The following is a 25,745-nucleotide window of genomic DNA, read 5'->3' on the forward strand; positions in this document are numbered from 1 at the left end:
TAGGATCAGGTCTTCTCGCTTTAAGGACACTTGTCGCCTCCGCGAAAGGATGCCCTTCAATGATTAATGGATCGCGCCGCCAATCGCTTTTAAATCTTCTTTGTCGGCATAATCAACGATGGCTTCCACTGCTGCAGTTAATCCTTTGGCGATGTCTTCGATGCTCATTGCAGGCTGACCTGCTTTATCGACGACTTGCTGAGGAATAAACGGCACGTGGATAAAACCGCCTTTCATTTCCGGGTATTTTGTATCGATCATGTATTGTACTTGATACATGATGTGGTTGCAGACGAAGGTTCCAGCAGTATTAGAAACGGCTGCAGGTATTCCTGCTTTTTTCATGTTTTCTACCATTGCTTTGATCGGCAGTTGTGTGAAGTAGGCAGGCTTTCCTTCTGTTTGGATCGCTTCATCGACGGGTTGATTGCCTTCATTATCAGGAATCCGGGCATCATCCACATTGATTGCCACTCGTTCTGGTGAGATGGCAAACCGGCCGCCCGCTTGACCGATGTTTAAGACGACATCTGGGTGGATCTCTTCAATTTTCTCTTCGACGATCGCCGCTGATTTCCCAAATACAGTGGGGATCTCTGCTTTCACGATCTGTGCACCATGAATTGTATCTGGCAGTAATTTCACTGCTTCTAAGGCAGGATTGATTGCTTCTCCGCCAAATGGATCAAATCCGGTAATTAATAATTTCATTTCCATCATCCTTCCATCTCTGTTTTACCACTAAAATGCCCAAAAGTACATTAAAGCGATGTGAATCACTAACAATATTAAAGCAATTGGAGCTTGTGCTTTAATGACACCATTAGGGTCTTTCATCTCTAACAAGGCCACTGGCAGTGCATTGAAATTGGCTGCCATCGGGGTCAACAACGTGCCGCAAAAACCAGCGGTCATTGCCAACGCACCAGCAACGACGGGGTCGCCACCTTGCGCCATCACGAAAGGTACACCGATACCGGCAGTTATAACGGTAAAGGCTGCAAAGCCATTTCCCATGATCATAGTAAAGATCATCATTCCTAAACAGTAAGCCACGACACCGATAAAACGATTGCCTTCTGGCACGACGCCAGAGATTCCTTGAGAAATCACGTCACCAACACCAGCAGCGTTAAAAATGACACCTAGTGCTGCTAATAACTGTGGCAAGATACCGGCAGTTCCGACTTGACGAAGCATCCGATCAGAATCGTCCAGCACTGTTTTGGGTTTAGCGGAAGTCAACACGACTGCCAACAAGAGTGCTAAGATCGATGCGATCCCGATCCCCACTTGGCCCCCTAATGGTGTATAAGAAATCACCACAGCGATCAATGCTAAGCTGATACATGGTACGAAGATCGTACTACCGATCCGTTTTGCTGACGCTTCTGCTTTTTCATCATCAACGTCCACGATTTTACCAATCTGCACTTGTTTGAAGAAGGTCAAACAGCCCATCAAAACGATCAAAATCCCGTCCACAAGATACGGCAAAAAATTTCCGAAAGCAAAGACGCCCCCTAGCAGTAACCAAAAGGCAGAGGTGCCCAATCGTGTAGGATGGTCTGCTTCACGAAAAACCCGGACAGCCGTCATGATCGACAGCAGCCCAATCAAGATATAAAAGAATTCTAGTAATCCGTTAACGATTCCTTCCATCTATTTCTCCTCCTTCTTGCCATATTTTTTTGCTAATTTGCGATCAAAGAGCAAGTTCGATAACGTGGCAATAACTAAGACGATCAATGCGATCGGCAATGATGCTTGCGCGATTGAACTAGCTGCCACATCATATCCAAGTGATTGCAACGTTCCTACGATCAACAGCACACCAGAAGCAGCCACGAAGGTATTTTGCGCAAAGAAATTCCCGAAATTTTCATTAGCGGCAGCCCGAGCTTTGATTTTTTCCTGATCTTTTTCATCCAGTTCCCCAAATTTATTTTCCCCAGCAGCTTGCGCCATTGGGTTAACGATTGGGCGGATAAATTGCGTATGTCCTTGGATCCGAATAGAGAAAAAGCCAGCAAGTTCCCGAATAAATAAGTACAAACTCAAAAACTTCCCTGGTGTCAAGCCTTTGATTTTTTCAATCAATATGACGGCCTGCTGTTTCAAGCCAAAACGTTCCGACAAGCCGACCATTGGTAGCGTCAGCAAGAACAGTGTCACGAGTCGATTATTGACAAACGCTTCTCCTAACATTGTTAAAAAATCAACAACAGAAATCCCCGACACAAGCGCGGTGACAAAACCAGCAACGATTACGACAGCAATAGTATCTAGCTTCAGCAAAAAGCCGACTAAAATAACTAGAATACCAATTAATTTAATCCATTCCATCAAATCATCCTTTCACGATAAGTTATTTTTAATGAATACCAGCCTTTAGTATAATCTATTTTTTTCTTGTAAAACAATATTTTTTGAATTTTCTTTGCGGGAATACGCTTTCTTTAAGGCGTTTTTTTAATGTTTAGATAATAAAAAACAAAAAGAAGAACTGCGCTTGTGCAGTCCTTCTTTTATTTTACGTATTTAAGAAGCAGAGGCTTCTTTTTTCATTTGTTTGCTTCGCAGCTGTCCGCAAGCTGCGTCAATATCTGTCCCATGTTCTTTACGAATCACACAGTTGATGCCGTTTTTCTTTAAAATGTCATAAAAAGCTAACACATCGGCTTTTTTACTTCGAGCATATTGGTCATGTTCACTCACTGGGTTATAAGGAATCAAGTTGACGTAAGACAATTTCTTTTTATCCTTCAATAATGCTGCCAACTGACGGGCATGTTCCGGTCGGTCGTTGACATGATCCAGCATGATATACTCAAACGTGATGCGGCGATTGGTTTTTTCTAAATAATAATCGACCGCTGCCATCAGTTTTTCAATTGGGAAGCTCCGATTGATCCGCATCATAGAGGTTCTGACTTCGTTATTTGGGGCATGCAGCGAAATGGCCAAGTTCACTTGCAAGCCGTTTTCCGCAAACTCTCTGATTTTATGCGCTAAGCCGCTGGTTGACACGGTAATATGCCGCGCGCCGATCGCTAAGCCTTTCGGGTCGTTGATAATCTGTAAGAAATGCATCACATTGTCATAGTTATCAAAAGGTTCGCCGATCCCCATGACGACTACGTGAGAGACTCGTTCTCCCTCGTTGCGTTCATCAAAATAGTGTTGCACTAACATGATTTGAGCCACGATCTCGCCTGCCGTTAAGTCTCGTTGTTTCTTTAATAACCCACTAGCACAAAAGGTACAGCCGATGTTGCAGCCGACTTGGGTCGTCACACAAACGGACATGCCATATTCTTGACGCATCAAGACCGTTTCAATCATGTGATTGTCTGGCAATTGGAATAAATATTTGACGGTCCCGTCACTGGCTTCTTGTACCACCATCTGTTTCAGGGGATTGATCACAAAGGCTGCCGACAGTTTCTCAATCAAAGGCTTCGGTAGATTGGTCATTTCTTCAAAGGTAGTTACTCGTTTTTCATAGAGCCACTCCCACACTTGGTTGGCCCGGAATTTCTTTTCATTTTGTTCAGTTATCCACAAAGATAAATCTGATTTGGTAAGTCCATAAATCGATGGGTTCACTTTTTTCCCTCTTTTCAAACTAGTCGCTACATACTATAACTGAATTCTTTGTGAAAAGCAACCGTGCCTTGTCCCTTCTTCTCAGTCTTTCAGCAGCAATTTTTTGTTGCATTGCTCTTTTTTAAAGGTCTCCTTTATTCCGTTTAACGGTTCATTTATCCATAGAAACACTCTCACAAAGACATGCACAAAAAAAGCAGGAGCCGAACCTACTCCTATGAACAAAATAGAGCGGTTCTTTCCTGCTTATTTCGGCTCTTTCCCCATGAGCGTTGCTTTATTGACAAGATCACCCTTCAAAAGAAAGGACTCGGCCTTCTTTTGCGGTCAACATCCCCCGTTGCGGTGGCTGTAGCTGTAAATAAAGCTGGAGTGACATTTCTAATATTAGTTCTTTGTCTCCTTGTTGAAAAACGCCATAATAATAGGTCTGTTCCCGTTTCTCTTCATATGTATGACTCACAAGGTAATACCCTTGTTCCATGGTTTCATTGCGCTTTTTGGTTTCTGAAAGAAAACGGCGAATATGTTTATAAGTAAAGAGAATCAATAAAATGACAACTGCTATTAAAAATAAATACCCCATTGCTGTTTTACACCTCGATCGTTGATGTGGCAAAGGTCGGCTCCACACCAATACTGATCATCAAAGCAGCATCGACTTCACACATCACTTTATCGTCTAAATGACAAACCTTTTCTTTCAACCGACTTTTGTCGATCGTGCGGATCTGTTCCATCAAAATGACGGAGTCTTTGCCAATCCCTGTGCAAGAAGCGGAAATCCCAATGTGGGTTGGTAATTTCGGCTTCGCCATTTTTGCCGTGATCGCCGCAATGATCACAGTGGGACTGAAGTGATTGCCCAAGTCATTTTGAATGATCAAGACCGGCCGTATTCCGCCTTGCTCCGATCCAACGACTGGTGAAAGATCGGCAAAATAAATATCTCCCCTTTTTACCATAGGACCACCCTAACTTTTATATTCTCGCGGAACCCTTGCTGAGAGGGTGCACGCTACTTCATAGTGAATCGTTTCTAACTGGTCTGCAACATCCTGCATCGTAATTCGTTTCCCATGATTCTCACCAATCAACGTGACCGTTGTACCGACAGCAAAAGCTCGTGGCAAACGAATCATCAGTTGATCCATACACACCCGACCGACGATTTCACAAGGTTCGCCTTCTACTAAGATCGAGAATCCTTGCATTTTTCGTAACCAGCCATCCGCATAACCGATAGGCACGGTGCCGATCCATTCCTGACGGGGCGTGATATATGTCTCACCATAGCCAATCCCCGCTCCTTTTTCAAGTAATTTCACTTGGATCAGTTCAGAAACAAGTGAAAGGGCTGGTTTTAAGGAGAATGGTTCCTTCAATGTATGACCTGACGGATTCAATCCATACATCGCGATCCCAAAACGGACCATATTCCCAACAGCCTCTTTGTGCCACAAGGAGGTCGCACTATTGCCTGTATGTATATATGTCGGCAAATAAGGCAAAACAGTTAAGACTTCTTTAAATCGCTGGTGCTGGGTTTCCCAATAAGTCGTATCAGCTTGATCGGCTGTAGAGAAATGGGTAAAGATTCCTTCCCAATCAAAAGAGGGATGATCTTCCAACCAAAGAACGGCTTGACGCACTTCTTCTGGGGTCAAAAAGCCGATTCTCCCCATGCCGGTATCCACTTTGACATGTACTTTAAGGGATGTCTTTATAGGATTTTCCTTTAAATAAGTATCAGCTTCTACCAACCAGTCCATCGAAGCGACTGGAAAAGAAAAATCGTATTCCGCAAGTAAGGGAATGTCATGCACGTTCACAACTCCTAAAATCAGTAGCGGCTCATTGATCCCTGCTTCTCGCAATTCGATCGCTTCATCAATCGTCGCAACGCAAAAACCTACTGCGCCGCCTTCTTTGGCTGCTTGAGCCGTTTGTACCGCTCCGTGTCCGTACCCGTTAGCTTTGACTACCGCAAAAAGAAACGTCTCACTTGGTAAGTGAGCAATCTCGTTTTTGATGTTTTCGGTAATCGCTGTTGTGTCAATAATCGCTTTCGTTGGTCTATGGTAAGCAACCACCATTTCCAGTTCCTTCTTTCTACTAATGCTTGATCAGACAAACAAATTAAGTTGGTTTTATGTAGTCGTCTGTTCGTCCATAAAGTATCGTAATTTTCTTCACCAAGTGACGACTTCCACTCAGATTACTCGCTATCCGATACTTCTAAGATAATTTGTGCAAAGGCAGTATCGTTTGTATGAGTGATACTGACAAAAATTTTTTCTAAAGGGTGCGGTGCTTTGGTGACGATCGGTGCACCGAATTCATTGGTCAAGACTTCAATATCGTGAAAAGAAACTTTGCCGATCCCTGTCCCCCAAGCTTTCGAGAACGCTTCTTTGCAGGCATAGCGCCCCCCGAGGAACTCAACTTGACGTTTCAGGGGCAAACGGGCAAATAATTTTGCTTCCTTCTCTGTTAAAATACGCGTTATAAACTGCGGTTTTTTTTCAATTAATTCTTTCATTCGAGGCAGCTCGACTGCATCGATCCCGATTCCTTTGATCATCCTTCTCGCTACCTTTACTTAAGATAGGGGTTTCCAAATTGGAATTGGCCCTTGTTTAGCTAGTTACCATTCTACCAAAAAAATGGCGAATTACCATTCAAATCTGACGAGTTTATACGGAGATTAAGATTTTCAATCACTGGCATTTGTTTTTTATATAAAAAAAGACCTTGCAAGTTTCCTTACAAGGTCCACAAACTTAATTAGTCTTGGTTATTTCTGATAACGAAACCGCGTTTTTTGTCGTTGCTGCGGCGATTGTTTTTACGGACACCATCTTTTGAATAGTTGCCGCGGGCTTTATTACCGTTGCCGCCGCCTCGGTTCCCACCGTTTTCTTTGCGGTTACGATTGCCGCCATTGCTGTTATTGCTGCGACGACCATTTTTGTTGAATGATTTTTTACCTTGAGGCAATGGACGCTCTGGTGTGATCTTGACTGGTGCTAAATCAGCAGGATCTTTCGCCATGGTTTTTAGAAGCAATGCTGCTAAATCTTGTGCAGAATAACGTTCTAATAGATCGTCGGCTGCTTGCAAGTATTTATCCAAACCATTTTCATCCAATTTGGTTTCAACAGATTCGATTGCGGCACCTAGTTGACCTTTGAATGCTTCTTTTTCGGTCGGTGGGCGCATTGGTGTCATCCGTTTTTTCGTTAAGTTTTCAATGACGTGCAGATAGCTCATTTCGTTTGGTGTAACGAAAGTCACAGACATTCCGCCTTTTCCAGCACGGCCAGTACGTCCAATCCGGTGAACATAGCTTTCAGGATCTTGAGGAATATCGTAGTTATATACGTGTGTCACGCCAGAGATATCCAATCCACGAGCTGCAACGTCTGTGGCAACTAAGATATCTAGTTGACCACTCTTGAATGAACGCAAAACGCTCATTCGTTTTTGTTGAGAAAGGTCTCCATGAATGCCTTCTGCTTTATAGCCGCGGGCTTCTAAGCCGCGCGCCAATTCATCGACACGACGTTTCGTACGACCGAAAACGATGGTCAATTCTGGCGTTTGCACATCCAATAAGCGAGTCATGATATCAAATTTTTCGTAGTCTTTTGAACGAACATAGTATTGATCGATCAAATCAGCGGTCATTTCTTTGGCTTTGATCTGTACATGTTCAGGCTCTTTCATGAATTTCACACCGATATTTTTGATTGCTGGCGGCATTGTTGCTGAAAATAGCAACGTTTGACGAACATCTGGAACTTGGCTGATGATTTTTTCAATATCTTCCAAGAAGCCCATGTTCAACATTTCATCCGCTTCATCTAATACAAGCGTTTCAACGGTGCCTAATTTCAAGGTGTGGCGGTTGATATGGTCTAACATACGACCTGGTGTACCAACTACGATGTGGGGACGATCTTTTAGTTGACGGATTTGACGGCCGATATCGGCTCCACCGTAAACTGCTTGTACACGAATTTTTTTGTCTTTACCAAGACGGTACAATTCTTCTTGGGTTTGGATCGCTAATTCACGGGTTGGGGCAATCACTAATCCTTGTAGTTGATGGTTCGTTGGGTCAATTTTTTCTAACATTGGCAAACCAAATGCGGCGGTTTTACCAGTACCGGTCTGTGCTTGACCGATCACGTCTTTGCCTGCTAAGGCTAATGGAATCGTTGCTTCTTGGATGGGTGTTGCTTCTTCAAAGCCGGCACGCTCAACAGAAGTCAATAATTCGTTGGATAATTCTAGATCTTTAAATTTCAAATGGATCCTCCTAGGCTGGTCATCTTTTCGATGCCTGTTTTTCTATCATCGAAGCGTAGGTTAGTTCTTCAGAAACACAAGAGTAGTCCCATTTACTCTTATCTTTCTCTCGGTACCGAAAAACCGCTTCACGAAGGCATTATAAAAGGCTAAAACAAGTGTTGTTTGTCTCAGCCATCATTTTATCTCAAAACGTCAATGTTTTTTACAGTAATCATTCTGTGCTTCATCTTTCGGCGTTAGATAAGTATAACACGTTTTGAAAGTTTCAGCAAGATTTCAACTCCCCTTTACATTCCTTTTAGTGCATCAACGACTTCGCTCAAGCCCATGCCATTGCTCCCTTTGATTACCAAGCTGTCGGAAGGTTCTAAAGTTTCCTTTAAGGAGGCGATCAGTTGCGGTTTTTCATCTGTCGCAAAATAGCGCACCTTATCAGCAAGTGGTGACTGAGCTAGTCGTTTTTGCAATGCTTGCATTTCTTTGCCATAAAGAAAAACTAGTTGGAACGAGTCGTCTAAGTGTTCGGCCATCTGCTCGTGCATTTGTGCAGAATCTGGTCCTAATTCAAGCATATCTGCTAATACGGCGATCCGTCGTCCTGCTAATGGCAATTTGCGGAAACTATCCAATACGAGACCCATGGCAGTCGGATTGGCATTGTAAATATCACTCAAAATCGCTGCCCCATTATCGGCAGTCACCCATTGGGTCCGATTTTTCGTTAATTGAAAATGCGCCAAGCCTTCCTTGATAGCTTCATCTGCTACACCAAAATGACGTCCTAACCCAATCGCGATCAAGGCATTTTTGACATTATAGCCGCCTAATACCGGCAGGGTAAAGGTGGTACCTGCAACCGTAAAAATCGTATGGTCTTGCGATTCCTCTACGATGTCTCCTTGCAGGTCTCCCTCAGTTAAGCCAAAAGTTTCAATGGTTTGCGTCAAATTAGGAACAAAGGGCTCTAACAATGGTTCATCTGCCGGCATCATAAAGAAGCCGTCTTTTTTCAATCCTGCGGTGATCTCCATTTTGGCTTTGGCGATCCCTTCTCTGGATCCTAAATTTTCAATGTGGGCTTCCCCAATCAAAGTGATCGCCGCTGCATCAGGTTCTGCTAAGCGCGAAAGGACCTCGATTTCTCCTGCATGATCCATTCCCATTTCTAAAATCAACACTTGGGTATCTTCTGGTGCATGCAAGATAGTCAAAGGCACGCCTAATTCATTGTTGTGGTTGCCTTGGGTTTTATAGGTCTGGTACTTTTGGGCCATGACCGCTTCCACCATATCTTTGGTGGTCGTTTTCCCGTTACTTCCAGTAATACCGATGATTTTCGGTGCAAGCTTTTCTTTATACGCTCGTGCCAATTGTTGAAACGCTTTGACGGTATCCGTGACAGGAATCACAAGGATGTCTTGCGGCGGTTCGATCGTAGGGTGGCTCCACAGTGTGGCGATCGCACCATTGTCTTTGGCTTGCTGGGCAAATTCATGTCCATCACGGGTCCCCGCTAAGGGAACAAAAAGACTGTTTTCTTTGATCAGACGGCTGTCGAATTCCACAGAGGCAAGTGGCGTTTCATTTTCAATTTGCTGACCAAATACGGCAGCGGCTTCTTTTACAGTAAAATTCATCAGGTTTGCTCCTTTTTTACAAAAAAAGAAAGCACAAGATCGCTTCAAGTATTTTCCTTGAGTTGAGCTGGCTTTCTTCCTGCTATTTATTCTGCTTCGTTTTCGTTTTCTGCTTCCGTTTCGGTTGCTTCTACGTTGGTCAAGAACGAACGTCTTTGGTTGAAACGATTCATCCCTAATTGGATCAATTCTTCAATCAAATCCCCATAAGGCAAGCCGGTCTTCTCCCATAACAGTGGGTACATGCTAAATTCAGTGAACCCTGGCATCGTGTTCAGCTCATTTAAAAAGAGCTCATTTTTATTGGTCAAAAAGAAATCACAACGGCTCAATCCGCTGCCGCCTAGCATTGTATAGGCTTTTTTCGCAAACTCTTGGGCTTTGGCTTGTGTTTCTTCGGGGATTTGTGCAGGAATCTGCATCTCGATTCGGTTGTCAATGTATTTGGAATTGTAATCATAAAAGGCAACATCTTTCACGATTTCTCCCGGCATGGTGGTCCGCACGTCTTCGTTTCCAAGAACAGCGACTTCGATCTCACGAGCTTCGATTCCTTGTTCAACGATCGCTCGGGTATCGTAGCGATACGCTTCTTGCAACGCATTTTGCAGTTCTTCGCGGTTCTCGGCTTTCGAGATACCGACACTTGAGCCCATGTTGGCTGGTTTGACAAACATCGGATAAAGGAGACTGCCTTCGCATTGATCGAAAATCTTTTTCGGATTTTCTTTCCACGCATTTTTCAAGACTGGTACATACGGAACTTGCGGAATTCCCGCAGCTTGCAAGATGTACTTGGTCATGATTTTGTCCATCCCACAGGCACTAGTCAAGACACCGGCTCCGACATAAGGCATTCCTATGGTTTCTAAAAACCCTTGGATCGTGCCGTCTTCGCCATTTGGTCCGTGAAGTAAAGGAAAGACGATCGCGTCTTCTTCATAGATTGCCCCAGGTGAAATTTCTTCCCCTTTGGTCTCTTCATTGGTCAATGCCAAAGTATCTGGTGACGTTGGCGCCTCAGACAATAATGGGCCTTTTAACCAGCGTCCTTCTTTGGTGATCATTACTAATTGAACTTGGTAGTAATTATAATATACAGCATTAACAACTGAAAAAGCGGATAACAGTGATACCTCATGCTCTGCACTGCGTCCCCCGTATAATAAAATGATTTTCAAAAGAATTTCCTCCTGTATTCATTGATTCTACCAAACTAAGTCTTCCACATTTTAGCACAAAATCGACCAACCGGCATTAAATCTTGCAGAAATTTCTTTAAGCTTACACAGTCGTTAGTTGAATGTTTTTGATTTTGTCAGTACTATGAATATATCACGGCACGTTTAAAGAGGTGGGACCTATGACAGAACAAACCGCTCCTTCTAGAAAAGGACGATTAAAACAAATCGTTCATGTCTTTTTGAAATACAAAGTCGTTCAAAATATCAGCAAACAGCAGCACCCCGAAATGGTGCGGCAAGCGTTTGAAGAATTAGGACCAACATTTATCAAAATCGGGCAGATGCTTTCGGTCCGCAATGATCTGCTTTCCAGCACTTTCGTTGATGCCTTCAAGCAGCTGCAGGACAATGTCAAAAGCGATCCATTTCCCAAGGTCAAAGCACTGCTGGAAACAGAACTGCAGCAGCCGTTAACGGAAGTTTTTTCCGCTTTTGATGAGATTCCAGTCGCCTCAGCTTCCATCGGACAAGCCCATCGAGCAAACTTGCTCAGCGGCAAAGAAGTGATCGTCAAAGTACAGCATCCGGGGATCATTGCGGCGATCCAAGTGGATCTCGATCTTTTTGAAAAAGCCCTGCCGTTGGTTCGCGCAATTCCAGAAGCCAATGTAGTGGATTTAAAAAGCGTGCTAAGCGAAGTCCGACGATCCCTTGCCAATGAAACGAATTTTTTGCAAGAGATGAAAAATGCACAGGAATTCTACCGCAACAATCACCAAGACCCGCAGTTGGCATTGCCTAAAGTTTATCCCGAATGGTGTACTCAAAAAGTATTAGTCATGGATTACATGGCCGGTGAAAGCTTGAATTGCTTGCTGACCCGCAACAATCAAGACATCGTTTATGACAATCAGTCCGTGAAAGCCGTGAAAAAACAAGTGGGCACGCTATTAGTCGAAAACTTTATGAAGCAAGTCTTTGAAGATGGCTTCTTTCACGCTGATCCGCATCCTGGCAATCTGTTCTTGCATGTCTTCACAGATCAAGCCAATCGACCAAAACCATTTCAGGTCAAGCAGCGCGTCGGTGTCCTTGGCGGTGTCGATTATTCGTTGAAATGGCAAGAAGAAGCGGTCATGCCGCCTTACCAAGTGATTTTCTTGGACTTTGGGATGATGGGGCATTTGGATCAGTCTTTACGCAGCCGTTTAGCCGATGCGTTGATTGCTCTTTATACCCAAGACACCCAAGAAGTCGGTAAAGCTGTCTTACGGTTGTGCAACAGCAGCGGCAGTTCCTTTGACGAAGTCGCCTTCTACCAAGACCTACAAAAATTTGTTGAAAATTACTATAATATGCCGCTAAAGGATATCGACTTGCAAAAAGTGATGGCGGAAGTCATCACAATCTGCCATGATAACCAACTGCAGATGCATCGAGACATCACCTTGCTGATCAAGGCTTTTGGCACCTTGGAAGGTGTAATCAAAGCTTTAGACCCCGAATTGTCAATGATGGAAGTCACTCAGCCCTTTGCACAAAAATATTTCCTACAGCAGCTGAGTATTGAAGATGAGGTGAAAAAAAGCGCCTTGGCAACCGCAAAAAGCTTGCGGGCACTTAGCCATCTTCCTGATCGGACCTTGGCTGTCTTAGACACGTTTGCGACTGGTAAACACCGGTTGAATCTAGAAATCCGCGAACAAAAACAGCTATTGGACCGCTTTGATCAGATGGTCAATCGACTGGTGATCGGTATTATTCTAGCTGCGGTCATCCTTGGTTCTTCTTTATTGGTGGTGGCCAGTCCGCAACAAGGAGCTTTCGTCCATCAGATGGGGATCTTCGGATATACCTTGGCATTTTTCGCGATTGTGGCTTTAGTTGGTAAATACTTCTATGATCGTTTTCGTAAGAAATAAATAAGCACCTTCAATTCCCGTGTTTCATGCAGAAGCTGGGTCTTGAGGGTGCTTATTTTGCAAGGGTCTGTCGCAATTCGTTTTCAAAGATTCGTTTGAAGGCTTCCCGATCCTCTTTCGTAAAAGGCTTCGGTCCTTTTGTGCGCTTGCCTGCTTTACGCATCTGCGCACCTAAGTAGCGTTGTCCGAGTAAAAAATCGATCGTTTCTGGCAAATACTCTGTGCCATTATGGTGAAAAACCCGCGCTTTTTTCGGCAAGACCAACGAGGCTAAGCCATAATCTTGGGTGACGAGAAAATCGCCGGGTTCTATTTCCTTCACGATTTCATAATCCGCGCGATCCGAGCCTTTGTCGACATAGACAAAGTGAACGTGGGCAGGATAATCTTTGGTCGTATAATGATCGACACTGGTCACGATCACTACCGGCAGCTGATACTGCTGAGCCAGTTCAATCACTTCATTTTTCACTGGCGAACCGTCGCCGTCAATAAAAAGCCGCATCTGCTTGCTCCTCTCACAAATTTCTTCGTTTACAATTACTTCTATTGTAAGAGGAGCACCTAGAAGATGCAAGCAGACTTTGCGGTATTTTCATTTCAGTCTTGCTCAATGAGGGAACTAGAATGACGATCTTTCTTTCACTAACGAGCAGTTAAGCTCACCTATCAACTTTAGAAAAGGCTCGTTCCTTCAGCTCATAAACGACATCGCAAGCCTTTGCTACTTCTTGTTCATGGGTCACTAAGATAATACATTTTTTTTGCTCATGGGCAATTTCTTGAAACAGTTTAACGATTTCTTTGGAGGTCGTTTCATCCAAGTTTCCAGTCGGTTCATCGGCTACGATCAGCTCATGCTCACAGCACAACGCGCGAACGATAGCGACCCGCTGCTGTTGCCCACCCGATAATTGGGTCACTTTTTTCAGTGCCAGCTCTTCTGTGATGCCAACTTTGGCTAAGTTGGCTAAAGCATAGGCCTTTTTATCGGCTTGCTGTGACTTGGCGATCGCCATGGCTGTGATCACATTGTCCAGTGCCGACATATAAGGCAGTAGATTATAGGCTTGGAACACGATGGAAACATCTTTGCGACGATATTCCCGCAATCCGATTTTCGCTAACGTTTCTTCGTTGTAAAGGATCTTTCCTTCTTTCGGGGTATCTAGGCCCGTGATCAACGACAAGAAGGTTGTTTTCCCCGATCCGCTGGAACCTAAGATCGCATACATCTTGCCAGGTTCAAAGGTCAAATCAACGCCACGAAACAGCGCTTCTGCTTCGCTTTGATACCAATAGCCTAATTGTTCTGTTCGTAATGTCATGTCGTTCCTCCTAAGAAACCAAGATTTTTTTCGGATTCAACCGCAAAATGCCCGCGGAAGAGAGTAAGATCGAGCCAAAACTGATCCCTAGACCGAGTAATGCCAATAGACCAATTTGTTGAGGGGAAACGGTGATTTCTAAGGACTCCACTTCTGCTGATTGGGTGAAGGATGGGAAAGAACCACCACGATTGCCGCCCATTTGCGGCATCTCCCCGCCTCCAGGACCAGCGTTTTCAGTGGCTGCTTGGTCAGTCGTCGTCTCCGTTTGTTGCGCCAATAATTGCTCTCCGACAGCATTACCGACAAGATTGCCGCTAGCGGCCGCAATCCCTAAAGCAAACACCATACAGACAAAAATCTCTGTGAAAAATTGTAGAATCACTTTGGCCCGTGACTCACCTAAAGAGAGCAATACGCCAATCTCATAGCGACGTTCCCGAATCGACATCATCACGATCAACGTCAAAATAATGATACCGGCAGCAGCAACTAAGACAATAATATTTTTTGCAAAGCTAGCAACATTATTCAACGGTGTCAGCATCGATTGATACATTTGATCGTTGGTTTGGATGCTGTAGGTTTCTGTATCGATCAACCCTTCTGCTTCTTCCACGAATGCTGTCATTTCAGACGGATCACTCAAGGTATAAGTTGCCGAATCAATGGTGTCCTCATTGCCGCTCAACGTATTGGCAAGGGTATAAGAAGCAAAGATCGTGTTGGCTGGGTTGAGAAAGTTAAACATTTGGCTCATGCTGTTGCCAACTTCACTCGTTTCATAGATCCCTTTGATAGTCACTTCTACTTCATTGTCCTCTGCATCAGTGATCGAAAACGTATCTCCGACCGCCAAATCATTCGCTTCAGCTAGTGAGGATTCGATCAGGACTTGGTTCGTACCTTCATCCTCAGAAGTAATGCCTTCCCCATCCGTGATGGTCGCTGTTCCTTCCGAAAAAGTCGTATACGCCGCACTGGTTGATACGCCAGTGATTTGGAAATCACCTGTACTCATACTCCCACCAGGCATACCTCCTGGCATACCGCCCATTTGCCCCGACTCGCTGCTATCGGTTGCTTCTGACTCTGTCGAGGAGTCACTGCTAGAGATCGGTTCGATCCCGCTGACGGCATCAGCGGAGGTACTGACTTCAAAACTATATGAAGCAACCCCGTCTAAATCAGCGATTGCTTGGGCATCTGTGATCGCTACGGGTGTCGATTGAAAACTCCCTGGATCTGGACGTGTGCTCTGGTCATCGCTGTCAGATGAAGAACTTCTTTGCTGAAAAGCCTGCTCACGGTTGGCTTGCAACGTCACGGTTGCGCCGACACTTTTCTGAGCATTTTCAGTCGCTACTAGCGCTGCACTGCGAATCGTCAAACCCGCCAATACAAAAATCAAGATTGCAGAAAATACAGCGATCAGCAACAGGCTCCGGCCTTTTTTCGCCCATAAACTTTGAAGACCTCGTTTCAAAAAATTCATCTTTGTTCCTCCTGAATAGCTATTTATTGTCTTTCGACTATAAGGATCCTAGCTTAAATTGAACTTAAACCATCTCCTGATTTTTTGAATCGTAGAAACAGACCGCAGCTGCTTCCTGCGATCTGTTGATTTTTTTGATAAACATTTGGTGATGATTGGTGAAACTTCAACTAACGACCAAAACCACCGCCCATCTGATTGGTTGTCGCCGTTGCACCTGATTGGGTCAAGTTAGCGATCGTATCCGTGACGGACAATGTTCCTAATTCTGTCCCATCACTAAGGGTTCCGCCAGCATAATAACCGGAGACTGCTTGTGCATCATTTGTTCCCCCACTGACCAATGTATAGCTGCTATCGGTCAAATCTGGGCTAGAAAGAACCACGTGTTGGTAGCTTTTGCTTGGTGCATAAGACAAGATCGTCTGTCCTTGACTATCCTTTAAGGTCACTAGGGTCTCTGCTGATTGGGTTTGATCGAAACTGATTCCGATCGACTGTTGACTACCACCGCTAACGTTCATGGCCATATCGGTCGTGCCTGCCGCTAACAAGACGCCGCCGGTGAGTTCAAATGTGCCGTTATAGTCCAAAGCACCATTACCTCCGGTCGTTGGACCATTTACGATGACGACGCCATCACTCATGGTGACATTGCCATTACTATCCAGGCCATCCCCTTCGGCATCAATGACCAACGTTCCACCAGTGATCGTGATCTGTTTACTGTCATCCGCGGTATCGCCACCGCCAGGGCCGCCGCCAAAACTGTCTTGACCAAATTGTCCCGTTGTTTCATCCGTATCACTGCCACCACCGGCATTGATCCCGTCATCGCTAGCCACGACGTGTGTCGTGCCACCTGCAATCGTGATTACACTTGCTTCTAAGCCCTCATAGGATTCTTCGATAGAAATCGTTCCGTCGGAGATCGTCAATTCATTGTCGGCGTGGATCCCATCATCGCCACTGCTGGCAGTGATCGTGCCACCTGCAATGTTGATCGTATCATTGGCATGCAAGCTATCATCCGCACTATCGATCGCAAAGGTACCACTGGTGATGGTCATCACACCGCCAGCTTTCAATCCTTTGTAACTTTCATCCGTCACTAGCGACTGACTTTGTGCCCCATCAGCCGTTTTGATCGTAATATCAGCTGATTGTACGCTTAAATTTGTTTCTGCTTGAATCCCGTCACGACCACTTTGGATCGAAAAAGTACCACCATCGATCGCAACGTAGCCTTTTTCCTCATCTTCCGTATTATTCGCTTGGATACCATCTCCTTCAGTGGTGTTCAGTGTGTAGTTCCCCGCCAAGATCGATACGGAATCTTTTCCTTTGATGGCGTTGTTTTTCGCTGTGATTTCAATCGTACCACCTGCTAAAACCAAATCATCTTTGCTGCGCAGTCCGTTGCTGTAATTTCCTGTGATCACCAGCGTCCCATCGCCATTGATGGACAAATCTTCTTTACTATAAAAGGCAGCATCTGGTTCTGTCTCGCCTTCAGCCAAGGTGTAGCTGCTGCCATCCGTCAGAGTATTCGTCGTATCACTGGCTAAGGTCGTGATGACTTTTTCTGCTTGTTCGATGACGACGGCCGCCCCGTCTTCATTGGTGATCGTGACACCTGCAAAGATCAGATGGACTTTTTCTTCTTTGTTGACGTTGACAACCAGTTGCCCATTACTTAACGACCCGCTGACGACATAGGTGCCGGCTTGGGTGATCGTCACGGTTTGGTCTTCCACTGAAACGCCATCAACAGCCGTCGTGTCGCTGCCATTCAATTCAAGTTGCGTAGCAGTTGCCTCATCGTAGGAAGCATCAACATCTTCTTCTTCGTAACTACCGTAATAGTCCACAGAATCATCAAGGGTCGTTGAAACGTTGGTCACTGCGGCCGAACCAGAAACAGCTGCTGCGGAACTGGAACTGCTGCTCGTGCTAGTACTATCGGTTTGCCCGCAAGCGCCTAAGAGCAGTGATGAGAGCAAGAGTGGATAAATGAGTTTTTTCATAAAAGGTTCCTCCTTCTACAGCTCATCGCGGTTAGCGGTGAGCTTGCCTAAAACAACAGGTAAATTGCCATTACGAACCCGAACTTCATCAATGATTTGCTTTTCTTGCGCTTGGTCTTTTAACAGCAACTGATAGCGCAATTCATACAAGCTTCCCATCGTCGTCGTTCGAACCGATGTCAGTTTGGCAGAATGCGTATATTTTTCAAAGAGATCATCGAATAATTGCGGATAATCCAAATCTTCCGGAATCGTGACCTTCAGTTCCCGTTCACTCGTAGCTTGTCGATCGCCAAAGGGCACCGTATATAAAAGGGTCAAGAAAAGCGCCACGATAATGGAAAAAATGACCACATAGCCGACATACCCCATCCCAGTTGCCAGACCGATCCCCATCGACCAAAAGACGCTGGTGATCTCTCTAGAACCCCCGGGAACCGAGCGGAAACGAATCAAACTGAAAGCGCCTAAGATCGCCACCCCTGTGCCAAGATTGCCGTTGACTAGCATGATCACCGATTGAACGAGAATCGGTAAGACTGCCAAGGTAATGACGAAGTTTTTCGTATAGACATTGCGGATCATATGGATCGCTGCCACTAATAACCCTAAAAGCAATGAGGCGGCGATACAGATCAATAAGCTACTCCATTCAAGGGTGCTCGTATCGCCAGAAAATAGACTAGATAACATGTAACCGTTCCTCCTTCTTGAATAAATGCCGTTGATAGGTTTGGGCATACTTTGAAAAGCTGCCTTTGCGCACACTGTATTTGTTCAGTAGTTCCACAAACCATATTGGATAAGAGCCGAGGGCTTTGACTTCCATCAACACTCCGACTTCCGGTGCGACTAGCGCACCGTCACTGCCAGAACCTAACATGAGATCACAGGTGCGAAAGCGAATGTTTTGATCGAACGTCACGCGAAATTCACTATCATCATCAACAAACAGCGACAGGCGATCATAGGCAATCAAGACTTTCGGCAGTAGGTCCGGGTTTTTCTTAAATAACCAGTGGATCTCCGCGGCGATTTGCGGGGCTTCCTCCATTGACGGCAAGACCCCCGTTTGCATCCAACGGCAATAGTCAGCATAGGGCATCGGAACGCGGCGTTTGTAGACCACGCCACTGACTTTCTTTTTGATCTCTAAAAAAATCAACTGTTGTTCTGTCGGTACCCCATAGCTACGGACCCGAAATTTTTCTTTGTATTTCGGTTTGTCCATCGAATGACGAATAAAGCGGTAATCCTGGGTATCGTAATACAAGGACATAATCGTGTGTTGCCCATATTCATCGATCGCCATTTTTTGCTGCAACTCGCCAAGAAATGCTGGAAATTGCTCCTTAGTTAATAGATATTTCGTCTCTTTTCTTTGAAAGACTTTTTTTAATTTCATAAAATGTTCCTCCCTTGAAATCCATGCACTGAATTTACGGCAGCTATCTTAAATGCAGCTTAAGACAAAACAGTTTTTTTAAGCATTTTTTATGCTATTCGTGCTATTCTTATCCTTAAAGAGGTGGGAACATGATTAAATTATTAGTAATCGAAGATGACAAAACATTATCTGAAAATATGAAAGAAATCATCAGCGAAATCGGTGAAGTCACTCAAGCATATGATGGCAGCGAAGGCTTGTACGAGGCAGAAACGGGGATCTATGACTTGATTATTCTTGACTTGATGATGCCTGAGATGAACGGCTATGAGGTGCTTTCAGCATTGCGAAAAAAAGGACTCCAAACACCCGTCCTGATTTTGACCGCTAAAGACGGCTTAGAAGACAAAGTAACCGGCTTTCAAAAAGGGGCTGATGATTATTTGACTAAGCCTTTTTATCGGGAAGAGTTATTGATGCGGATCAAAGCGTTACTAAAACGCTCCTTAGGTTTGTTCAATGAAAATACACTGGAATATAATGGATTGCTCTGTAACCTTGGCACCAACGAGGTCAGCTACCAAGGAGAGCTTTTACCGATTCAAGGGAAAGAATTTGAGCTACTGCTTTATTTTCTACAAAATAGAAACATTATTTTGACCAAGGAACAGATTTTTGATCGCATCTGGGGATTTGATTCAGAAACGACCCTAACTGTCGTCGAAGTCTACATGAGCAATCTGCGAAAACACTTGCGCCAGACAGGAATCGACAAAGAGATCCGCACGTTGCGAAATGTCGGCTATATCATGCAAGGAGCCTAGTCTATGAACAAAGAACGCACTAAGAGACAACGACTGCACTCTTTTCTCCTAAATGTCAGTGCCTTTGCCTTGGTTTTCTTACTTTTAGGAACCATCGTCCTCCAATTATTCAACCAATCGGCTTATCGACAAACCGACATTTCTTTGGAACAAGCAGTCAAAGATACCCGCTTGATCCAAGCAGAGATCAGCGCTTCGCAATCCAATCTAGAGGTATTGCCGCCGGATAGTGCCATGCCAAAGATCCCTGGGACCAATCGCTTCAATACCCAGTTGATCCTCTGGTCTGAGGACGGCGAGATTTTAAACAAACAGACCTTAGGCGGACGTTTTTCACAATTGGCAAGTCTATCTTTAGATACGAGCCACTTAGACAGTATCACGTCTTTTTCAGTGGTGGATCAGTCCTTGTCAGAGGAAGAAGAAACCCTTTTGTTTCGCTCAATCACCACTAAAGCCCCAACCAATGACGCCGGGGTCGGCTATATCCAAGTCTTAGCGAACACCAATCAAATCAAAAATGCCATGAACAATTTCCAAACCATCTTGATTTTATCGATGATTTTTTTCTGGATTCTCTCGATCGGGATCAGCTACTTGCTTTCCAGCTTGAACATGCGCCCGATTTTAGCCTCGTGGAAGAAACAACAAGAATTTGTCGAAAATGCTTCTCACGAGCTGCGCACACCATTGACGATCATTCAAAACAGTCTGGAGCGCCTGTTTACCAAGCCCAATCATACGATCATTGAAGAATCTGAAAGCATTGCCCAAGCGTTAGCGGAAACCCGGCGGCTGACTGGTTTAACGGCGGACCTGCTGACGATCGCCCGCAGTGATTCCAATCAACTGCTGTTAACGAAAGAAACCGTCGAATTAGCTCCGTTTATCGATGACTTAGTCAAACCTTTCAAAGAAATTGCCGAATTGGATCAAAAACATTTTATTGTCGAAAATTTTGCCAAAACGACCGCTTGCTTTGACCAAAAGAAAATTCATCAAGTCCTCGTGATTCTCCTAGATAATGCCTTAAAATATACCAGCAGCGGTGATAAAATTACGCTCTTATCGGAGATTTCTAACAAGCAATGGCTGCTCGAGGTCAAAAATACTGGCCCAACTATTTCCGATGAAGAGAAAGCTCGCATCTTTGACCGCTTCTACCGCGAGGATCGTTCCCGCTCCAAGGAGACCGGCGGCTATGGTTTAGGCTTAGCAATCGCCAAGCAAATCGTCGAAGAGCACAAAGGACAAATCCAGGTCAAAGATTTGCAGCCACGAGGGGTTATTTTTCAGATTCGCTTACCTAAAGAAGGATAAAGGAGAAAAACAAATGCAGGTCATCACCCTTAAAGAACAACCTGAATACTTAGCAGAAGCCATTCGTTACTTCCAAAATCAGTGGGCTAGCCCCAACTCCCTCATGGTTTATGAGGATAGCCTGACCCATAGTTTTTCAGCAAATCCTTTGCCGCAATGGCTGCTGCTGGTCAACGAAGAAATCGCAGCAGACGGACGTTATCAAATCATCGGCTGCGGCGGCTTGATCCCCAACGACTTCATCAGTCGGATGGATTTGACCCCTTGGCTTTGCGCCTTGTATGTGGACCCTTTGTGGCGTGGCCAAGGCGGTGCCCGCCTTTTGATCGAAACAGCCAAGCAACGTGCTGCTGGAGCTGGTTTTGATTCTCTGTATCTATGTACGGATCTTTCTACTTTTTATGAGAAGTTTGCTTTTGAACCGATTGGCACTGGTTACCATCCTTGGGGAGAATCTTCCACCATTTATCGCTGTTCCCTCACTTAAATAAACAAAAAAAGCTGTGAACAAAAATGTTCACAGCTTTCTTCACTCACAGTACTATTGCTAGTAGAATACCCTATCTCCACAAAAGGAATATTCCGACACCCTACAAATCCGGTAGGTTGCTTACGCGGTGTGCCTCTGCTATCAATCTGGTCAGCTAATGCTAGACCTTCTCGACTCGTCGCATGAGGATTACTTTACCATAAAATTAGTCGGAATACTACTGTTTTTTTATAAAATCAAAAACTGCTGATACGCATTTCTCGAGAAAGAGTGCTTATCAGCAGTTTTTCATGAATCAATGGTTACTTTTCAATAGAAACATTCCCATCGACGGTTAAAAAAACTTAGGATAAGAAGGTCGCTACTTTGGTCGTAATCAAATCGATGGCTACGTGGTTTTCGCCGCCTTCTGGTACGATGACATCAGCATACCGTTTTGTCGGTTCGATGAATTGATGATACATTGGTTTTACGACCGTCAAGTATTGTTCGATCACAGAATCCAACGTCCGGCCACGTTCTTCCATATCACGTTTGATTCGGCGAATAATCCGAATATCATCGTCTGTATCAACATAAAGTTTAATATCCATTAAATTACGTAATCGCTCATCTTCTAAAATCAAGATCCCTTCCAAGATAATGACTTCTTTGGGTTCTTGAATGATCGTTGCTTCGCTGCGAGTATGAGCGACATAATCATAGACAGGTTTTTCGATCGTTTGATATGCAAGCAGCTGCTGCAAGTGATCGATCAACAAATCAGTATCAAATGCAAAAGGATGGTCATAGTTGGTGTTCAACCGTTCTTCAAAGCTCAGATCACTTTGGTCTTTATAGTAGGAGTCTTGTTCAAGCATCATAATAGAATGGTTGGGGAAATGATTAAAGATCGCCCGACTCACGCTTGTTTTTCCACTACCTGATCCACCTGTCACACCAATAATAATGGGCTTGCCATTCGTCATTCAATTAACCTCTTTCATCTTAAAAAATTCACACTGGTTCTATTATAGCGAAAATTCGGCAAATTACTACTGTTTCTGTAGAATCAGTGCTGTAATAAAGGAAGTAATTGCTGCAAACGTTCGATCTCATAAGTAGGCTGAATCTCACCACTGTTTTTTTTCTTTGGATTGAACCAAATCGTGTCGATCCCTGCCAATTGTCCGCCTAAGATATCTGAAGTCAGTGAATCGCCAATGATAACTGTTTCTTGTTTTTTTACGTTTGGTATGCGAGCAAACACGTAGTCAAAATATTCTTTCATTGGTTTTTGATAACCCGTATCTTCTGAAACAAAGATATCACGGAAATAGGGCTTTAATTTGGCATCTTCCAAGCGGCGATATTGGGTTTCAGAAACCCCGTTCGTCACCACGTATAGGTCAAAATGTTGCGCTAACTCCGCTAAGACCTCATCACTGTTGTCTAACAGTTTATGTCCTTCATTTAGAAATTCCCGATAGGCCAATTCAACTGCTGGGCTATCGACCTGAATGCCTTGCGTTTCAAAAAACAAACCGAAACGCTCATTGATGACTTGGTCTCTCGTAATTTTTCCTTGCTCAAACTGCTGCCACAAATCATGATTGATGGTTTGATAGCTTTGTTTGCGCTCTGAAGTCATTTTCAAGCCATGAGCTTCAAACAGTGCTTTTAAGGCTTGATCTTCGGTATCTTGAAAGTCGAGGATCGTGTCATCGACATCAAATAATAATGTTTTGTACTTCATTTTCTCCCTCTTTCTCAGCGGAAATGCGCCGCCAGTCCTTTTAATTCTTCTTGCGTCAGCGAGCGATAACTGCCCACTGCTAAATCATCTGGTAGAACCAGCGAACCCATCGCTGTTCGTTTCAGCTGAATGACTTTTTTCCTTCGGGCTAAAAACATCTTTTTCACTTGATGGAACTTGCCTTCAGCAATTTCTAACGAAACAAAGGAATGATCCGCTCGGGCATCGATGATCGTTAAGTCAGCTGGTTTGCAGGTGACACCGCCATGAAAGGTGATCCCTGCGGCAAATGCCGCCACATCCTCAGGGGTCACCAAGTCATTGACCACCACTTCATACCGCTTGGTCACTTTTTTGGATGGATGCAGCAAGTCATAGCCTAACTGACCATTCGTTGTTACCAATACCAATCCTTCCGTGTCCCGATCCAGCCGCCCCACGGCATAAAGATCCGGATGTTGATCCTTTGGTGCAATCAAATCGATCACTGTCTGGTGCTGTTGATCCAGATTGGCTGTAACGACACCATTGGGCTTATTGACGATATAATAGCGTTCCTGTGTTTCCAGCTGCCGCCCCGCAACCATGACTTGATGCAAGGCACTGTCGACATTGCGCTCGGGTCTTCGCTCAATCCTTTGATCCACAAGGACCTTTCCTTGCTGGAACAACCGCTTCATCTCTTTCCGAGAAGTATTCAATTGTTGCTCGATCACTTTATCTAAACGCATAAGTTCTTCTCCATAGTGGCTATTATAGCTCAGGATCTAGCGAAAGGAAACTGCTGGGATTTCATATGATTTGACTTTCTTTGTCTTTTTGCGTAAGGTTAAAGAGTAAAGTAAATATAGTTTCTCATACACAGCGTTATGACCTGGTGGAGAAAAGTTGAACCAAAACTTTCTGGGGCAGTTGTGTACACAACTGCCCTTTTGCGTGTTTTCACTCACGTACCACTTAATGTGCAGAGTTAACAAAATTTGCTTAAAAAATCTCGTTATTAACGAGAAAATTTTAGGAGGAATTGAGTTATGTCAGTATCATTAGAAGTTACGAAAAGAGAAGTTCGCCCACGTTCTTTACGGAACAAGTTGCGTCACGAAGGAAAAGTACCTGCAATTGTCAATGGGTACAAAGTAGAAAGCACACCGATTGCTGTCAATGCAGCAGAATTAGAAAAGATCTTGCGTGAAAATGGATTGAATACCGTTATTACGATCAGTTTAGAAGGTAAAAAAGTCAATACACTGATCAAAGAGTATCAATCAGATACCTTCACACGCAATTTAACCCACGTTGAATTCCTATCTGTCGATATGAATGAAGAAACCGAAGTAGAAGCAGAAGTAACCTTGATTGGCGAATCTGCTGGTGTCAAAGCTGGTGGTGTTCTAGCACAAAACTTGTATACAGTCGTTGTATCAGCAACACCAGACAAATTGCCGGAACGTGTTGAGATCGATGTAACGTCATTAGAGATCGGTGATTCATTAACAGTGGCTGATCTGCCTAAGAACGACGAGTACACGATCGTGACCGATCCAGAAGAACAAATCGTTGCGGTTACTGAACCACAAGAAATCTCTGAAGATGAAGAAGCCGGCGAAGCTGCTGAGCCAGCAGTTATCGGTGAAGACGAAGAATAATCATAGACCGACATTCTTATAATCGCGTCTTCAATCAACAGACAGTTCTAAGAAATGTAAGACTCTTGAAGGGCTTCCCCTTTAAGAGTCTTTTTCATTCTTACGAAGGGCTAGTGCGCTGCAACTGGCTATTTTCCGCTGAAAGGCGTCATTGGAAAACTTTGTCCAACCATCCCAACAAATTTTTAAGAGAATATTTAAAATGCGTCGCTGACCAAAAAGAAAAGCAGAAGTAGTTGCATTTTTGACGGTTCTTCATTATGATAAATAGACAAATTTGATGTTAATGGCAAGCCTACTTGAAGGAGGGGTTTATTATGTTTGAAACATTTGATGATCACCGCAGTCGTTACGCTTCTGGCGGTATTGTTCAAACACTACCTAGCGAACTGATCGATAGTATATGGTTAATCATTGATCTTGATTTAAAAGGGTTTATTTCGTTGACAAATCTGCTCACCTTTGAAGTCCAAAACAATCATGGTCGTGTCACCCTGCTTTTTTCTCAAGCCCAAAGTCAAATCGAACTTGGTGTTGATCTACCGTACCGGTATTCCGACCTGTATCCCCAAAAAGTCTATGTATATGACGATGGGCAACGGCAAACGATTTTATTGCCTAGTGAGACCCGTTAACGTCCATTCATATTGATTTTTTATAACGATACCTATATAAAAAACCACCCTTTTTGTTTTAGAAGGTGGTTTTTTTTGCATCCCTCCTCTCATTTAATTTTATCTAGCAGCAATTTCAAATAAATGCTCGACAAAAACCTCGTTTTTTATTACGTTTTATTGACTATTTTTTGTGCATTAAAATAACGA

26 protein-coding genes are annotated in these 25,745 nt (G+C 44.1%); 6 read left to right on the plus strand and 20 right to left on the minus strand.

The genetic code is table 11. The features are described from left to right. Positions 1-63: 63 nt before the first annotated feature. The 11 genes from pcp to IAE45_RS12060 form a co-directional block, all read right to left on the minus strand. Positions 64-711 carry a pyroglutamyl-peptidase I gene (gene pcp / locus IAE45_RS12010; RefSeq protein ID WP_077452270.1) on the minus strand — a complete coding sequence of 216 codons (648 nt, stop codon included), beginning with the start codon at positions 709-711 and terminating at the stop codon, positions 64-66. A gap of 30 nt (positions 712-741) precedes the next feature. Then, complete coding sequence (locus IAE45_RS12015; protein ID WP_200126444.1) at positions 742-1,662, minus strand: DUF979 domain-containing protein; 921 nt, start codon at positions 1,660-1,662, stop codon at positions 742-744. Continuing rightward, entirely contained in the window at positions 1,663-2,346 is a 684-nt protein-coding gene (locus IAE45_RS12020; protein WP_005233676.1) for a DUF969 domain-containing protein, read from the minus strand. It lies immediately after the preceding gene. A 195-nt stretch (positions 2,347-2,541) separates the two neighbouring features. Beyond that, positions 2,542-3,609, minus strand: coding sequence for a 23S rRNA (adenine(2503)-C(2))-methyltransferase RlmN (gene rlmN / locus IAE45_RS12025; protein ID WP_244353136.1), 1,068 nt, complete (start codon positions 3,607-3,609; stop codon positions 2,542-2,544). Between the two features lie 289 nt (positions 3,610-3,898). Beyond that, a complete protein-coding gene (locus tag IAE45_RS12030) occupies positions 3,899-4,195 on the minus strand; it encodes a hypothetical protein (RefSeq protein WP_077452272.1) in 297 nt (98 codons plus the stop codon). 7 nt (positions 4,196-4,202) lie between these two features. Next, positions 4,203-4,574 carry a type II toxin-antitoxin system PemK/MazF family toxin gene (locus IAE45_RS12035; RefSeq protein ID WP_005227961.1) on the minus strand — a complete coding sequence of 124 codons (372 nt, stop codon included), beginning with the start codon at positions 4,572-4,574 and terminating at the stop codon, positions 4,203-4,205. 9 nt (positions 4,575-4,583) lie between these two features. After that, complete coding sequence (gene alr, locus IAE45_RS12040) at positions 4,584-5,705, minus strand: alanine racemase (RefSeq protein ID WP_086291642.1); 1,122 nt, start codon at positions 5,703-5,705, stop codon at positions 4,584-4,586. Positions 5,706-5,827: 122 nt separating this feature from the next. Further along, positions 5,828-6,193 carry a holo-ACP synthase gene (gene acpS / locus IAE45_RS12045; protein ID WP_077452274.1) on the minus strand — a complete coding sequence of 122 codons (366 nt, stop codon included), beginning with the start codon at positions 6,191-6,193 and terminating at the stop codon, positions 5,828-5,830. Positions 6,194-6,396: 203 nt separating this feature from the next. Then, entirely contained in the window at positions 6,397-7,923 is a 1,527-nt protein-coding gene (gene cshA, locus IAE45_RS12050; RefSeq protein ID WP_200126446.1) for a degradosome RNA helicase CshA, read from the minus strand. 290 nt (positions 7,924-8,213) lie between these two features. Beyond that, positions 8,214-9,563, minus strand: a complete 1,350-nt coding sequence (locus tag IAE45_RS12055; protein ID WP_200126449.1) for a UDP-N-acetylmuramoyl-tripeptide--D-alanyl-D-alanine ligase — start codon at positions 9,561-9,563, stop codon at positions 8,214-8,216. Positions 9,564-9,649: 86 nt separating this feature from the next. Next, positions 9,650-10,744, minus strand: coding sequence for a D-alanine--D-alanine ligase (locus IAE45_RS12060; protein WP_061053332.1), 1,095 nt, complete (start codon positions 10,742-10,744; stop codon positions 9,650-9,652). Positions 10,745-10,926: 182 nt separating this feature from the next. Between IAE45_RS12060 and IAE45_RS12065 the strand changes: the two genes are divergently transcribed. Beyond that, positions 10,927-12,669: an ABC1 kinase family protein gene (locus tag IAE45_RS12065; RefSeq protein ID WP_200126451.1), complete on the plus strand. Its 1,743-nt coding sequence runs from the start codon at positions 10,927-10,929 to the stop codon at positions 12,667-12,669. Between the two features lie 52 nt (positions 12,670-12,721). On the opposite strand, the gene IAE45_RS12070 is transcribed toward IAE45_RS12065, so the two are convergent. The 6 genes from IAE45_RS12070 to IAE45_RS12095 all read right to left on the minus strand — a co-directional run bounded on the left by IAE45_RS12070 (position 12,722) and on the right by IAE45_RS12095 (position 18,924). Then, positions 12,722-13,174 (minus strand): YaiI/YqxD family protein, encoded by a 453-nt coding sequence (locus tag IAE45_RS12070; protein ID WP_015510428.1) that lies wholly within the window; start codon positions 13,172-13,174, stop codon positions 12,722-12,724. 157 nt (positions 13,175-13,331) lie between these two features. Then, a complete protein-coding gene (locus IAE45_RS12075; RefSeq protein WP_081117782.1) occupies positions 13,332-13,997 on the minus strand; it encodes an ABC transporter ATP-binding protein in 666 nt (221 codons plus the stop codon). 10 nt (positions 13,998-14,007) lie between these two features. After that, the gene (locus tag IAE45_RS12080) at positions 14,008-15,492 is read right to left on the minus strand and encodes an ABC transporter permease (RefSeq protein ID WP_077452279.1); all 1,485 of its coding nucleotides are present in this window, start codon (positions 15,490-15,492) and stop codon (positions 14,008-14,010) included. 170 nt (positions 15,493-15,662) lie between these two features. After that, entirely contained in the window at positions 15,663-17,519 is a 1,857-nt protein-coding gene (locus IAE45_RS12085; RefSeq protein WP_086291638.1) for a carbohydrate-binding domain-containing protein, read from the minus strand. 15 nt (positions 17,520-17,534) lie between these two features. Further along, positions 17,535-18,212, minus strand: a complete 678-nt coding sequence (locus IAE45_RS12090; protein ID WP_077452281.1) for a DUF4956 domain-containing protein — start codon at positions 18,210-18,212, stop codon at positions 17,535-17,537. After that, positions 18,202-18,924: a polyphosphate polymerase domain-containing protein gene (locus IAE45_RS12095; protein ID WP_077452282.1), complete on the minus strand. Its 723-nt coding sequence runs from the start codon at positions 18,922-18,924 to the stop codon at positions 18,202-18,204. Before IAE45_RS12095 ends, IAE45_RS12090 begins: the two co-directional genes overlap by 11 nt. 131 nt (positions 18,925-19,055) lie before the next feature. On the opposite strand from IAE45_RS12095, the gene IAE45_RS12100 reads away from it, so the two are divergent. The 3 genes from IAE45_RS12100 to IAE45_RS12110 are packed head-to-tail and all read left to right on the plus strand — an operon-like array spanning position 19,056 to position 21,537. Further along, the gene (locus tag IAE45_RS12100; protein WP_077452283.1) at positions 19,056-19,730 is read left to right on the plus strand and encodes a response regulator transcription factor; all 675 of its coding nucleotides are present in this window, start codon (positions 19,056-19,058) and stop codon (positions 19,728-19,730) included. Positions 19,731-19,733: 3 nt separating this feature from the next. Beyond that, the gene (locus IAE45_RS12105) at positions 19,734-21,050 is read left to right on the plus strand and encodes a sensor histidine kinase (RefSeq protein WP_140965377.1); all 1,317 of its coding nucleotides are present in this window, start codon (positions 19,734-19,736) and stop codon (positions 21,048-21,050) included. 13 nt (positions 21,051-21,063) lie between these two features. Continuing rightward, on the plus strand, positions 21,064-21,537 hold the full coding sequence (locus tag IAE45_RS12110; protein ID WP_200126453.1) for a GNAT family N-acetyltransferase: 474 nt from the start codon (positions 21,064-21,066) through the stop codon (positions 21,535-21,537). 347 nt (positions 21,538-21,884) lie between these two features. Here the strand turns inward: IAE45_RS12110 and udk are convergent, their stop codons facing one another. The 3 genes from udk to IAE45_RS12125 form a co-directional block, all read right to left on the minus strand. Continuing rightward, positions 21,885-22,508 (minus strand): uridine kinase, encoded by a 624-nt coding sequence (udk, locus tag IAE45_RS12115; protein WP_005227927.1) that lies wholly within the window; start codon positions 22,506-22,508, stop codon positions 21,885-21,887. Between the two features lie 83 nt (positions 22,509-22,591). Then, a complete protein-coding gene (locus tag IAE45_RS12120; RefSeq protein WP_194195233.1) occupies positions 22,592-23,275 on the minus strand; it encodes a YjjG family noncanonical pyrimidine nucleotidase in 684 nt (227 codons plus the stop codon). Positions 23,276-23,289: 14 nt separating this feature from the next. After that, positions 23,290-24,006, minus strand: a complete 717-nt coding sequence (locus tag IAE45_RS12125; RefSeq protein ID WP_194195234.1) for a 16S rRNA pseudouridine(516) synthase — start codon at positions 24,004-24,006, stop codon at positions 23,290-23,292. Between the two features lie 300 nt (positions 24,007-24,306). On the opposite strand from IAE45_RS12125, the gene IAE45_RS12130 reads away from it, so the two are divergent. Both IAE45_RS12130 and IAE45_RS12135 read left to right on the plus strand, forming a co-directional pair. After that, the gene (locus tag IAE45_RS12130) at positions 24,307-24,921 is read left to right on the plus strand and encodes a 50S ribosomal protein L25/general stress protein Ctc (protein ID WP_005227923.1); all 615 of its coding nucleotides are present in this window, start codon (positions 24,307-24,309) and stop codon (positions 24,919-24,921) included. 317 nt (positions 24,922-25,238) lie between these two features. Next, on the plus strand, positions 25,239-25,556 hold the full coding sequence (locus tag IAE45_RS12135) for a DUF960 domain-containing protein (protein ID WP_200126455.1): 318 nt from the start codon (positions 25,239-25,241) through the stop codon (positions 25,554-25,556). Positions 25,557-25,745: the final 189 nt, after the last annotated feature.

It is taken from the genome of Enterococcus sp. S53, assembly GCF_016516865.1.
Lineage (GTDB): Bacteria > Bacillota > Bacilli > Lactobacillales > Enterococcaceae > Enterococcus_D > Enterococcus_D innesii.